The organism is Haloarcula sp. Atlit-7R (genome assembly GCF_003666065.1).
Classification (GTDB): Archaea; Halobacteriota; Halobacteria; order Halobacteriales; family Haloarculaceae; genus Haloarcula; species Haloarcula taiwanensis.
On the sequence record NZ_QXIK01000003.1, the window covers coordinates 280,154 to 292,876 of the forward strand.

Genomic DNA, 12,723 nt, shown 5'->3' on the forward strand with positions numbered 1-12,723 from the left:
GAAATGCGCCTGCTATCGGCTCAATCGGCCGTGGCCGGGGGCAGTTCAGCTTCAGGGGCAGCGAGGCGGGCGGCACACTGTTTGAAATTCGGTTCGTCAGACTGGGGGTCCCGGTCCGAGAGCGTCAGCCGGTTCGTCGCCGGGTGGTGGATCGGGAGCCACACCATGCCGCGGGGGACGCCCTCGTCCCGGTCGATGGCGACTGTCGCGGACCCGCGGCGCGTTTCGACGGTCAGTGTCCCGTCGTCGACGAGACCGCTGTGTTCCTCGACTGTCTCCGGGTGGATGCGGGCCACCAGCGGCCCGGCCTCACCCCCGCGGGACCGGACGCCGGTGTTGTACCCGTCGGCCTCGCGGGCGGTGGTCAGGGTCAGCGGGTAGTCCTCGTCGGTCGGTTCCGGGAGCGACCCCTGGCGGCCCGTCGAGAACTGCGCCAGCCCGGAGGGGGTCGAGAACGACCACGACTCGCTGTCGTCCGCGTCGCGGTCGTAGTAGCGGTAGCCGCCGGAACTCTCCCCGTCGGGCGCGGGCCAGCGGACGGCGTGGTTCTGGTCGAGACGCTCGTAGGTGATGCCCGAGCAGTCGGCGACCGTCTCCTCGGTGAGGGCGGTGAACTCGTTGAAGACGGCCGACGGGTCCGGCGACGTGCTCTCGAACAGGCCGGGGAACAGCCGCGAGCCGATGGTGGCGATGATGTCGATATCCTGCCGGACGCCGCTTGGCACGTCGGTCGCCGGCCGGACGCGGGAGATGGTCCGCTCCATGTTCGTCGTCGTCCCGTCGCTTTCCCCCCAGGTCGCGGCGGGCAGGACCACGTCGGCGACCTCGGTCGTCTCCGTGTGGAAGGCGTCCTGCACCACGAGGAAGGCGTCTTCGAGCGTCTCGCGGACGCTCTCGGCCTCGGGCATCCCGGCGACGGGGTTGGTGGCGACGGCCCAGACGGCCTCTGGCTCGCCTTCGAGCATCCCGACGGGACCGGGGCCGTTGTCGTCGGGCAGGCGGTCGACGGGCACGTCCCAGTGGTCGGCGACGAGGCGGCGGTGGTCAGGGTCCTCGAAAGCGCGCTGACCGGGCCAGGTCCCTTTCGACGAGCAGATGCGGGTCCCCATCGAGTTGGCCTGGCCGGTCAGCGAGAACGGCCCGCCGCCGGGACGGAGGTTCCCCGTCGCCAGCGTCAGGTCGATGAGCGCCCGGGCGGTCTCGGTCCCTTGGACGTGCTGGTTGATGCCCATGCCCCAGTAGACGAGCGTCCGCTGGTCCATCACGTCGGCCAGCAGGTCCACGTCTGCCATGTCGACGCCGGCCTCGGCGGCCGCATCCGTGGCGTCGGGCAGGGCCGCGAGCAGGTCCTCGAAGCCCTCCGTCGCCGCGTCGACGAACGCGCGGTCGACCCGCCCTGTCTCGACGATGCGGGCGAGCACAGCCCTGGCCAGCGCGAGGTCCTTGCCGGGGGCGGGCGCGACGTGGTGTTCGGAGTTCTCGGCGGTCTCCGAACGGACGGGGTCGACGACGATGATTTCGACGCCGTCCTCGCCGGCGGCCTGTTGAATCCAGCGGAACATCACGGGGTGGGCGACCGCCGGGTTCGCCCCCCAGATGACGTGGCGGTCGGCGTCACTGATGTCGGCGTACGTACAGGGTGGCGCGTCGCTGCCGAAGGCCTGGTAGTAGGCGGTGACGGCGCTTGCCATGCACAGGGTCGTGTTGGCGTCGTAGTTGCGCGTCCCGAAGCCGCCGCGGGCGACCTTCCCCAGCGCGTAGGCGGCCTCGTTGGTCTGTTGGCCGCTGCCCAGTACGGCGACTGAGTCAGGGTCCTGCTGGGAGGCGGCCTGAAGTCCCTCAACCGCGCGAGACAGCGCCACGTCCCACTGAGTCTGGCGGAGTTCCCCGCCGCTGCGGACCATCGGCCGTGTGAGCCACTCACCGTCAGGGGCCTTGCTCTCCCGGAGACCGCGCGCACAGGCGAGTCCCTGACTGACCGGGTGGGCGGCGTCGCCGCGGGCGGCGTCGATGCCGTAGCCCTCGTCAGCGCCCTGGTGCATGTGTCCACAGCCAACCGCACACCGCATACACGTCGTTGGCACCCAGTCGCTCACAGCCACCCACGCGCCATCCAGACGCCTGTTTGTCCATTTTTCCATAATATTGCAGTTGTTTCGGATGTCATTGTCGTATTTGAATAGACGAACACACACTTTATAACGGTGACTCTTTACGAAATACTTATTTCACCAGTGAGGATGTGACATCCGTCCGCTAGATCGATAGCACCGCCAGGTAACAACAGTTTCTTTCTGACAGCGGCCAAACGCCGACGTATGAACCACGAGCAGTCACGAGCGCTGTACGACCGCGCCCTGTCGGTGCTGTCGGGCGGCGTCAACTCCTCCGTGCGAGCGACGCGGCCCTATCCGTTCTTCGTCGAGAAAGGGGACGGCGGACACGTCGTCGACGCCGACGGCAACCGCTACATCGACTTCGTCATGGGCTATGGCCCGCTCCTGCTGGGCCACAGCCTGCCCGACCAGGTGCAGTCGGCCATCCAGCAACACGCCGCCGAGGGGCCGATGTACGGCGCGCCCACCGAGGTGGAAGTCGAACTGGCCGAGTTCGTCACCCGGCACGTCCCCAGCGTCGAGATGCTACGGTTCGTCAACAGCGGGACCGAGGCGACGGTTTCGGCGGTCCGACTGGCTCGTGGCTACACCGGACGCGACAAAATCGTCGTGATGCAGAGCGGCTACCACGGCGCACAGGAGTCGACGCTGGTCGAGGGCGAGGGCGACCACACCGCCCCCTCCAGCCCCGGTATCCCCGAGAGTTTCGCCGAGCACACGCTGACCGTGCCGTTCAACGACGAGGCGGCCGTCCGCGAGGTGTTCGAGGAACACGGTGACGACATCGCCGCGGTGCTGACCGAACCCATCCTCGGAAACTACGGCATCGTCCACCCGGTCGAGGGCTACCACGAGACCCTCCGGGACCTGTGTGACGCCCACGGCTCGCTGCTGATCTTCGACGAGGTCATCACCGGCTTCCGCGTCGGCGGCCTCCAGTGCGCCCAGGGCGCGTTCGATATCGACCCCGACATCACCACCTTCGGGAAAATCGTCGGCGGCGGCTTCCCCGTGGGCGCAATCGGAGGCAAGAGCGAAATCATCGAGCAGTTCACGCCCGCCGGCGACGTGTTCCAGTCGGGCACGTTCTCCGGCCACCCCGTGACGATGGCCGCCGGGCTGGAGACGCTTCGGTATGCGGCTGAACACGATGTATACGACCACGTCAACGCGCTGGGCGAGCGCCTCCGGGCGGGCCTGCAGGACATCCTCGAAGACCAGGCCCCCGAGTACACCGTCGTGGGCCGGGACTCGATGTTCAAGGTCATCTTCACCCGGGACGGGCCGGACACCTTCGAGGGGCACTGCGAGGCCGGCTGCCGACAGCGGGAGTCCTGCCCTCGCTTCGACTACTGCCCGAAGACCGGGGGCGAGGTGACACAGGCCGAGACCGAGCGCTGGGAGCGGCTGTTCTGGCCCGCAATGAAAGACCGGGGCGTGTTCCTCACGGCGAACCAGTTCGAGTCACAGTTCATCTGTGATGCCCACACAGGTGAAGACATAGAGAATGCGCTCGAAGCATACAAAGAGGCGATATGAAGTGAGCGACGACGACATCGCACTCTCGGAAAAGCGGATGTACGGGGAGAAGCGTCCGGAGACCCACGCGTACGTCGCGTCGGGACTGGGCGTCACCCGCGTCGAGACCGCCGGCGGCCAGATAGGCCGGTTCAGCCTGAGCGAGCGCTGTACCGCTCGCGACGTGGCCGGCGCGAGCGGCGAGGTCGCGGTCGCCACCGACGACGGCGTGCTCGTGTCGACCGACGACGGCTTCGTCCCGACCGGGTTCGGGCCGGCCACTGCCGTCGGCTACGACGAGACCGGCCTGCTCGCGGCCGGTGAGGGCCGCGTCGCCCGCTACGCCGACGGCGAGTGGACTGACCTCGGGGCCGTCGACGGCGTCCGCGCCATCGACGGCGACCTGCTGGCCGCGGCCGACGGCGTCTACGCCCTGCCGTCGCTGGACCGGCTGGGACTGGCCGACGCGACCGACGTGGCCGGCGACTACGCCGCGACCGAGAGCGGGCTCTACCGCCGAGACGGCGGCGCGTGGACCGAGGTCCGGTCTGGGAGCCACCGGGCCGTCGCCGCCGACGGCGAGCGCGTCCACGCCGCCGCGGCGGACGGGCTGTACGAACTGACCGAAGTGGGCTGGGAGCCGTGTGCCCTCCCCGTCGACGAGCGCGTGGTCGACGCGGTTCACGGCGATGACACCTACGCCATCACCGAGAACGGGACCTTCCTCGTGGCGACCGTAGCCGAGGCTACGGCCGACGGTCAGGGCGGCTGGCGACAGCGCTCGCTGGGCGTCCCCGACGTCGTCGGCGTCGCCGTGGTCTGACCCCGACAGCACGAATCGGCCGCGTGCCTGTCTGACGCGCCACACCCGCTTACAGAACCGAAACAGGGTTTAGCCCGGGCAGCCACCCACCGCACATGATTATCCCCGGAGCTGACACGCAGGCGTTCGCGGCGACTCTCGCCGAGGCGACCGGCGAGCGGCTGGGACGGGTCGAGTACGAGCGGTTCCCCGACGGCGAGCACGTCGTCCGCGTGCCCGAGGCGGTCTCAGGCGAGCGGGCCGTCGTCGTCGCCTCGACCGTCGACAGCGACGCCCACGTACAGGTGCTCCAGTTGCAGGACGCGGCCCGCGAGAGCGGAGCCAGCGAGGTCGTCACCGTCCTCCCGTACATGGGCTACGCCCGGCAGGACGAGGCGTTCAAGCCCGGCGAGCCGGTCTCCTCGCGGGCGATGGCGAGCGCAATCTCGACCGGAACCGACCGCGTGGTGACGGTGAATCCCCACGAGCCGGCCATCTGTGACTTCTTCGATGTGCCGGCAGCCCACGTCGACGCCGCGAGCGTCCTCGCCGACCCGCTGCCGGACGCCCTCGACGACCCGCTCTTTCTCTCGCCCGACGAGGGCGCGATCGGCCTCGCCAGAACGGTCCGGGACGCCTACGGCAAGGGCGAGACCGACTTCTTCGAGAAGGACCGCGACTACGAAACCGGCGACATCGAAATCCGACCGAGCGACGCGCCAGTCGAGGGCCGGGACGTGGTGCTTGTCGACGACATCATCGCCACCGGGTCGACGATGAGCGAGTCCGTCGGGGTCCTCGACGAGCGGAACGCCCGGCGGGTGTTCGTCACCTGCGTCCACCCGATGCTGGCGAGCAACGCCCTGACGAAACTCAACAGCGCCGGCGTCGAGGCCGTCTACGGGACGGACACGCTCGAACGCGCCGTCAGTGAGGTCAGCGCCGCCCCGGTCGTCGCAGACCAGTTGTAGTCACACTCTGTTTTAGGGGTGCATTACCCCGATGCTTCAGCAGCCAGTATGGCTCGCGACTGTTCTTACTCGCCGCGCGCCTGCGTCAAGCCTGCTCACTGTTCGCGTGCCGGACTAGTCCGACGCTTCGGCAGCCGCGACCGGAGCAATCGCGATCTCCATCTCTACGCCCTCAACCGCCCAGGTCTTTCGGTGGCCGTCCTCAACGCCGTTTAGCTCGTCAGCACGGACTTCCTCTTTGATGAGGGCGTCGTGCTCGCGGACCAGCGAAGCCACGCGCTCGTCATCGATGTCGAGGTCAACGATAATCCGTTCCTCGATGTCCAGTTCGAGGTCCTTGCGCATCTCGGCTGCCACCTTTTTCAGCGTCGGGTTCGCTCGCGATACTCGCGAACCGCTCCTCGAAAAACGTGGGCGAAAAAGCAGCACGCTCCCGCTGGTCGCGTGCTGTTCTAATCAGACACTTCGGCAGCAGCCACCGGTGCAATCGCAATTTCCATCTCTACACCCTCAACCTCCCAGGTTTTGCGATGGCCATCTTCGACGCCGTCTAACTCATCGGCACGAACCTCGTTTTTGATGAAGTCTTCATGTCTCCAAACCAGTTCGGAGACCCTCTCATCGTCTATGCTGAGGTCCACGACGATGCGCGCCTCGATGTCCAGTTCGAGGTCCTTTCGCATCTCCTGAACCCGGCGGATGACCTCGCGTGCGTAGCCTTCGCTCTCGATGTCCTCGGTGAGCGCGGTGTCGACGTAGACCACGCCGCCGCCGTCGAGGGCGGCGAACTCCGTGCCGGTGACGCCGTCGGGCGTCTCGCGGCGGAACTCGACCATCGCCTCGGTGAGGGCGACGTCCTCGTCGAGCGTTTCCGAGACTGTGCCTTCGAGGGTATCGAGGGACTGCTCGGTGACGCGGGCCTCGTTGAGCGCGTTCATCACGCGGCCGGCGTCGTCGCCGAAGGCCGGGCCGAGTTCGCTCATGTCGGCCTCTGCGGAGTACTGGAGTTCGCCCCACTCGTCGTCAGCGCCGACGACTTCGACGGCGCGGGCGTTGAGTCGGTCGGCGATGATGGCCTCCTGCGCGCGAACGGCGTCGGCCACGTCGTCGCTGTCGGCGTCGACGACGACGCGCGTGACGGGCCAGCGGAGTTTGCGCTCGGCCTGCTGGCGGGCGTTCGACCCCGCCTCCTCGACCTCGCGGACGACCTCGATTTCGCGTTCGAGGGCGGGGTCGCGCAGGTCCTCGTCGGCCTCGGGCCAGTCGCACATGTGGACCGTCGGGTGGCCCGATTCCCCGGTGAGCGCGCCGTACACTTCCTCGGCGACGAACGGCGTGAACGGCGCGAACAGGGCGGCGACCTCCTCAAGCACGCGGTACAGCGTGGCGTAGGCGGCCTGCTTGGAGTCGCTGTCTTCCTCCTCCCACATCCGCTCGCGGACGACCTGAATGTAGAACCGGGAGACGTCCTCGACGACGAACTCCAGCAGTTCGTCGACCGCCTTGTCGTTCTCGAAGTCGTGCATCGACTCGGTCATCGCCGCCTCGACGCTCTGCAGACGGGAGAGGACCCACTCATCGACGAGTTCGAGGTCGTCGCGCACGTCCTCGACGGTAGTCTCTTCGGGGCCGAAGTCGTCAGCCCGCATGTACGGCAGCGGGAAGCGCGCGACGTTCCAGAGGATGTTGAGCCGGCGCTGCATCTCGGCGGTCTCCTCCCACGAGAAGTTCATGTCCTCGCCCTGGGCGGTCACCGACAGCAGGAACAGCCGCATTGGGTCGCGGCCGTGCTTGTCGATGACCTCGTGGGGGTCGACCAGGATGCCCTTCGACTTGGACATCCCGCGGCCGTCGGGCATGTTGGCGTAGCCGTGCATCAACACCTGCTTGTACGGGATTTCGCCCGTCGCGGCGGTACTCATACCCAGCTGGGACCAGAACCACCCGCGGGTCTGGTCGTGGGCCTCCATGATGAGGTCGGCGGGCCACAGTTCCTCGAAGTCCTCGGTCCGCTCGGGGTAGTCGACGGTCCCCCACGTCGCGACCGAGGAGTCGAGCCACACGTCGAACACGTCGCCGACGCGGGTGTAGGTCGTGCCGTCCTCGGTGATGGTGAGGTCGTCGACGGTGCCCTTGTGGAGGTCCACGCTTTCGGGGTCGATGTCTTGGTCGACGCGCTCGGCGAGTTCCTCGCGGTCGCCGACGACGATTGCGTCGTCCATGTCACCGGACCAGTCCTCAGGCAACCAGATGGGGATGGGGATGCCCCAGTAGCGCTGACGCGAGACGTTCCAGTCGGGGGCGTCCTCTACGAAGTCACGGAAGCGGTTGTCCCGCGCCCACTGGGGGTACCACTCGCTGTCCTCGATGTTTTCGAGAAGTTCCTCTTTGATGTCGGTCACCGTGATGAACCACTGGTCGGTGACGATGCGGACGATGTCGGTGTCACAGCGCCAGCACTGCCCCTCGCGGACGGTGTGGCCCTCCTCGCTGGAGAGCAGGCGGCCGTTGTCGTCGAGGTCGTCGATGACATCGTCGTTGGCGTCGCGGACGAAGGTCCCGGCGTACTTGCCCGCGTCCTCGGTGTAGACGCCGTCGGAGCCGACCGGACAGAAGATTTCCAGACCGAGTTCCTGCCCGCGCTCGAAGTCCTCCTCACCGTGGCCGGGCGCGGAGTGGACCAGTCCCGTGCGGTCAGCCTCGACGTAGTCGGCGGTGTACACCTGCCCGGAGCCCTCGCCCTGGGCGTGGTCCGGCACTTCCTCGGCCAGTGGGTGGTCGTACTCCCAGCCGATCATCTCCTCGCCGGTGAGGTCCTCGACGACCTCGTAGTCGTCGTAGCGGCCGGCCTTCAGCACGTCCTCGACGCAGGCCTCGGCGACGTAGAGGCGCTCCGTCTCGCCGTCTTTCTCGGCGTCGACGCCCACGTAGTCGAGGTCGCCGTCGACGGCGACGAAGGTGTTGGCGACGATAGTCCACGGGGTCGTCGTCCAGATGACCAGACTGCCCTCGCGGTCCGCGAGGTCGAACTTCACGTAGATGGAGGGCTTGCCCACGTCGTGGTACTCGACCTCGTTGTTGGCGATGCCGGTCTCACACCGCGGGCACTGGTTGATGGAGCGCTGGCCCTGCTCGACGAGGCCGCGCTCGTGGGCCTGCTGGAAGCCCCACCACGCGGCCTCCATGTACTCGGGGTTGACTGTTTTGTACGGGTCGTCCCAGTCCATCCAGACGCCGAAGTCCTGGAAGTCGGACTGGAGCCCCTCCAGTTGCTCCTCGGCAAAGTCCTTGCACTCCTCGATGAAGTTCTCCTCGCCGAAGCGCTCGATGTCCTTTTTGTTCTCGAAGTCGAGTCGCTCCTCGACTTTCGTCTCGATGGGGAGGCCGTGCATGTCGTAGCCCGGCCGGTCGGTGACGTCGTACCCCTGCATCCGCAGGTAGCGGATGTAACAGTCCTTCAGGGTCTTGTTCCACGTCGTCCCCATGTGGGCCGCGCCGGAGGTGTAGGGCGGTCCATCAACGAAGAAGTAGTCCTCGCCGTCAGCCCGGTGGGCCTTCGTCTGCTCGTAGGCGTCGACGTCGTCCCAGTAGGAGAAGACCCCCTCCTCCACGTCCTCGGGGTCGTACTGGTCGTCGACAGCGGCGAAACGTTCCATACCCGTTTCATCCGCCGCCGGCAATAAAGGACAATCGATTGTGTGTATGCCGTTCAGACCGCGGGGCCGCCGGCCTCGCGGCGCGGGTCAGCGCTCGCGCTGGAGGAGCAACCCGGCGGTCTGGCCGCTGTTTTCCGTTATCGGCGCGACGACTTCCCAGCCGTCGGCACCGAGGTCGTTCAGTTCGTCGACAGGGACGCTGCTGCCGCCGAACATGCCGGTGTCGACATCGAGCGTCTTGTACTCGTAGGAGGGCATACACGCGCCGTGGCGGCCACCAGCGGCAAACGTCTTGTGGTAGCGACCGCCACCGCTTTGCCGCCGACGGCCGTGCCCTCGCGTGTGCCCGAGTTCCCCGACGACCGGCGGCGCAACGCCCTCGCCGGCGAGTGTCGGCGCTGCCCCGAACTCGCTGAGAGCCGGACCTGTATCTCGTGGGGCAACGGTCCGCTGGACGCCGACCTCGTCGTCGTCGGCGAGGCCCCCGCCGACGGCGACCCTGAGGCCGAGCACTGGCAGGGCGGCAACCTGACCGGGATGGCCTACACCTCGCGGCGTTCCGGCCGGAAAGTTCGGCAGGTGCTGGCCGACGCTGGGTTCGGCCACGACGACTGTTACTACACCAACGCCGTGAAGTGCCACCCGCCGGAGAACCGCGACCCGACCGACGCGGAGCTAACAAACTGCCGCCCCTACCTCGTCGAGGAAGTCGAAGCAATCGAGCCGGCAGCCGTGCTGACCACCGGCAAGCACGCGGCGAAGACAGTGCTGGCACTGGACAACGCAACCCTCGACGGTTTCCTCGATAGTGTGCTCAACCCCCGTCGGAGCGACGCGCTTGGCGTCCCCGTGGTTCCGCTGCTCCACCCGTCGTATCAGGAGGTCTGGCTCTCGCGGCTGGGTTACGACTACGAGGAGTACGTTGCCGCCATCGCCGAGACGGTCGCGCGCGTCGCCGACACCTAGAACCTTCTTGTGACCGCCGGACGCAGGGACGACTATGAGCGAGGACTGCATTTTCTGTCAGATCGTCGCCGGCGACATCCCCGGCCGCACCGTCTATGAGGACGACACTGTACTGGCGTTTCTGGACGCCAACCCCCTCTCGCCGGGCCACACGCTCGTCATCCCGAAGGCCCACCACGAGCGGCTGAACGACACGCCCGCCGACGTGGCGGGTGCGGTCATGTCGACCCTGCACGAACTCGTCCCCGCCGTCGAGGCGGCCGTCGACGCCCCCGCCAGTACGGTGGCGTTCAACAACGGCGAGGAAGCCGGTCAGGAGGTCCCCCACGTCCACGGCCACATCGTCCCGCGCTTCGAGGACGATGGCGGCCGGCCGATTCACGCGCTGGTCACCGACCGGCCCGACCTCTCCGAGGACGAACTTGACACCATCGAGAGCGACATCGTCGCCCAGCGGGACTAAAATTCCGTATCCTTTTATCGAAAGATACGCCAACAGCGACGCATGGGGGTTCCGACGCTCGCGTTCGTTGGGTGTACCGGTGGTGCTGGCACGACGAGACTGACAGTCGAGGCGGCGGCGACGCTGGCCCGGGGCGGGCGGTCCGTCGCCGTCGTCGACGCGGCCTTCGGGACGCAGGGGCTGGCCACGTACGTCGACGGGCGGCTCGACGCCGACGTGACCGCGGTGGCGGTCGGCGACGCGCCGGTCGAGGACGCGCTGTTCGAGTGGGATATCGACGCCGACGGGCGGGTCGCGCTCTGTCCGGCCCACGCGCCCTTCGAGCGCCTCGCCCGCGCCAAGACCGCCGAGAGCGCACAGGCGCTCGAACGGGCCATCGAGGAGTTGACCGGTCGGTTCGACCACGTCCTGCTGGACGTGCCCCCGGTCGCGTCGAACCCGGCCGTCGCCGCCGTCACGACCGCACAGCGGCGGGCGCTCGTTGTGCCGGCGAGCCAGCGGGGCAGCGACCTGCTCCCGAGACAGCGGGGCCGGCTGCGGGACATCGGCGCGCCGGCCACGGCCGTCGTCGCGACCCGTGTGGCCGGCGACGACGCCGAACCAATCGAGGACGCGGCACACACGGTGGGTCACATCGGAGCGGCCGCGCCCAGGCCGCTCGCGACCGACCCCGATACCGAGGTCGCGCCGGCCGTCGCCGAGATGACCGAGGACCTGCTCGATACGGACCTCGGCCTGACCTTCGAGGACGACGGACTGTTCTCCCGCTAGGGAAGCGGAACGACGACGAGGGGACGGTCGACCCGAGCGAGCAGTTCCGCGGCCGTCGATCCGACGCCGTCGCTGTCGTCGGTCCCGCGGTGGGGGCCGACGACGAGTTCGTCCGGGTCGTGCTCGTCGACGGCCGCCAGTAGCTCCGTGGCAGGTTCGCCCGCCCGCGTCTCCGTCGTGGGCGCGAACGCCGCGAGCCGCGAGCGGGCGACGTTGACGGCGTCACCGGCGTCGCGGGACGGCGCGTCGGGGTCGCGGACGGCGACCACGACGATTTCGTCGTCGGCTCCGGGGTCGAGTCGGTCCTGGAGGTAGTCGGCGGCAGCCGCGGTGACGTGGACGGAGCCGGTGGCGAGCAGAAACGTCGTCATAGGTTACCGTGGGGTCCCGCCCGGCTTCGGGCTTTCGCCCGGCTCAGACGGCCGCCAGCAGAAGTTGGAGCGCCTTCGGTATCATGACGCCGACGACGAGCTGGGTCCACATCGTGAACGTGGCCGGGTACTCCTTGGTCCCGGTGACGAACTCGACCTGCTTGCGGTACCGGCGGTACTCCGCCGGGGGGTTGAGCGCGTCGAACGACCGGATGTCCCACGGCGCGTCGACGTGGTCCCTGGCCCGCCTGTCGAGGTCGTAGAGGAGTTCGCGCTTCTGTCGGGCCATGTGCTGGTGGAGGACGTAGATGCCGTAGGCCATGACGCCGACCGACAGGACCCAGACGGCGGTGAACGCGGCGTTGACCGCGAGGCCGGGCGCGTCCAGCGCGCTGTAACCGAGCGCCCCGCCGAGGATGTGCGGCCCGTACGTCGCGACGGCGTAGGCGACGAGCCCGACCATCAGGTAGTAGTAAGCCACTTTGACCAGTTCACCGACCGGTCGCATCCCGCCCAGTTGCTCGGGGTCTAAGTAATCGAGCGTCACGACGAGGAAGCGAAACACCCGCGTCGCGCCGCCGGCGGCGTAGAGCTGTGGGACGGTGAGGATGACGACGGCGTTGACGAGCGTGAAGCCGGTCCCCAGGCCGACGAGCAGCCAGACGAGGCGGTCCGGGACCAGCCCGTCGAACCGCGAGGCGTCGTCGACGCGCGCCTCGATGTTGCTCCGGGCGAGCGCCCGGTCGTAGCGACGGTACAGCGACTCCGTCGCGAGCGCGGCCCCGAGCAACACCAGCGGTCTGACCAGCCACAGCGGGTTCTGGACGAACGTCAACACCTGCCCGGTGAGGAGGCGATACCCCTGCAGTCCGACCAGTTCCACGGCGACGACGGCGACGGCAAACCACGTGAGCGGCCCCCAGACCGCCGGCGTCCCGGTCGAGCGGTCGCCGGACGCGCCCAGTCTACCAGCGAGGCGGGCGAGCAGTGGTCGGCCTGCCCTGGGCCCCTGTCCTGAATTGTCACCGATACCCATACGCCAACTGTCGACGTGAGCGTGTAATCAAACTGGCGGCGAGACAGGCCAC

General features: G+C 68.1%; 12 protein-coding genes. 6 read left to right on the forward strand and 6 right to left on the reverse strand.

Annotated elements, in window-relative coordinates; all coding sequences use genetic code 11:
• Nucleotides 1–20 precede the first annotated feature (20 nt).
• On the reverse strand, nt 21–2,141 hold the full coding sequence (gene nasA / locus D3D01_RS08705) for an assimilatory nitrate reductase NasA (RefSeq protein WP_121511922.1): 2,121 nt from the start codon (nt 2,139–2,141) through the stop codon (nt 21–23).
• A 177-nt stretch (nt 2,142–2,318) separates the two neighbouring features.
• On the opposite strand from nasA, the gene D3D01_RS08710 reads away from it, so the two are divergent.
• The 3 genes from D3D01_RS08710 (at nt 2,319) to D3D01_RS08720 (ending at nt 5,408) form a co-directional block, all read left to right on the forward strand.
• Complete coding sequence (locus D3D01_RS08710) at nt 2,319–3,656, forward strand: glutamate-1-semialdehyde 2,1-aminomutase (protein ID WP_121511923.1); 1,338 nt, start codon at nt 2,319–2,321, stop codon at nt 3,654–3,656.
• A 1-nt stretch (nt 3,657) separates the two neighbouring features.
• Nucleotides 3,658–4,458, forward strand: a complete 801-nt coding sequence (locus tag D3D01_RS08715; protein WP_121511924.1) for a hypothetical protein — start codon at nt 3,658–3,660, stop codon at nt 4,456–4,458.
• A 95-nt stretch (nt 4,459–4,553) separates the two neighbouring features.
• Nucleotides 4,554–5,408 (forward strand): ribose-phosphate diphosphokinase, encoded by an 855-nt coding sequence (locus tag D3D01_RS08720; RefSeq protein ID WP_121511925.1) that lies wholly within the window; start codon nt 4,554–4,556, stop codon nt 5,406–5,408.
• A gap of 114 nt (nt 5,409–5,522) precedes the next feature.
• Here the strand turns inward: D3D01_RS08720 and D3D01_RS08725 are convergent, their stop codons facing one another.
• From D3D01_RS08725 to D3D01_RS08735, 3 genes are all read right to left on the reverse strand, one after another.
• Nucleotides 5,523–5,753: a DUF5915 domain-containing protein gene (locus D3D01_RS08725; RefSeq protein ID WP_233563283.1), complete on the reverse strand. Its 231-nt coding sequence runs from the start codon at nt 5,751–5,753 to the stop codon at nt 5,523–5,525.
• Between the two features lie 107 nt (nt 5,754–5,860).
• Entirely contained in the window at nt 5,861–9,064 is a 3,204-nt protein-coding gene (gene ileS / locus D3D01_RS08730) for an isoleucine--tRNA ligase (RefSeq protein WP_121511927.1), read from the reverse strand.
• Between the two features lie 87 nt (nt 9,065–9,151).
• On the reverse strand, nt 9,152–9,322 hold the full coding sequence (locus D3D01_RS08735) for a DUF4177 domain-containing protein (protein ID WP_004590398.1): 171 nt from the start codon (nt 9,320–9,322) through the stop codon (nt 9,152–9,154).
• An 84-nt stretch (nt 9,323–9,406) separates the two neighbouring features.
• Between D3D01_RS08735 and D3D01_RS08740 the strand changes: the two genes are divergently transcribed.
• From D3D01_RS08740 to D3D01_RS08750, 3 genes are read left to right on the forward strand one after another with little or no spacing between them, the layout of a single operon-like run.
• Nucleotides 9,407–10,030, forward strand: a complete 624-nt coding sequence (locus tag D3D01_RS08740) for a uracil-DNA glycosylase family protein (RefSeq protein WP_121511928.1) — start codon at nt 9,407–9,409, stop codon at nt 10,028–10,030.
• Between the two features lie 34 nt (nt 10,031–10,064).
• Nucleotides 10,065–10,493: an HIT family protein gene (locus tag D3D01_RS08745; RefSeq protein WP_121511929.1), complete on the forward strand. Its 429-nt coding sequence runs from the start codon at nt 10,065–10,067 to the stop codon at nt 10,491–10,493.
• A 42-nt stretch (nt 10,494–10,535) separates the two neighbouring features.
• The gene (locus D3D01_RS08750) at nt 10,536–11,264 is read left to right on the forward strand and encodes an AAA family ATPase (RefSeq protein WP_121511930.1); all 729 of its coding nucleotides are present in this window, start codon (nt 10,536–10,538) and stop codon (nt 11,262–11,264) included.
• Here the strand turns inward: D3D01_RS08750 and D3D01_RS08755 are convergent.
• Nucleotides 11,261–11,635: a universal stress protein gene (locus D3D01_RS08755; protein WP_121511931.1), complete on the reverse strand. Its 375-nt coding sequence runs from the start codon at nt 11,633–11,635 to the stop codon at nt 11,261–11,263. The genes D3D01_RS08750 and D3D01_RS08755 overlap by 4 nt on opposite strands.
• 43 nt (nt 11,636–11,678) lie before the next feature.
• On the reverse strand, nt 11,679–12,671 hold the full coding sequence (locus D3D01_RS08760) for a hypothetical protein (protein WP_233563285.1): 993 nt from the start codon (nt 12,669–12,671) through the stop codon (nt 11,679–11,681).
• Nucleotides 12,672–12,723 lie beyond the last annotated feature (52 nt).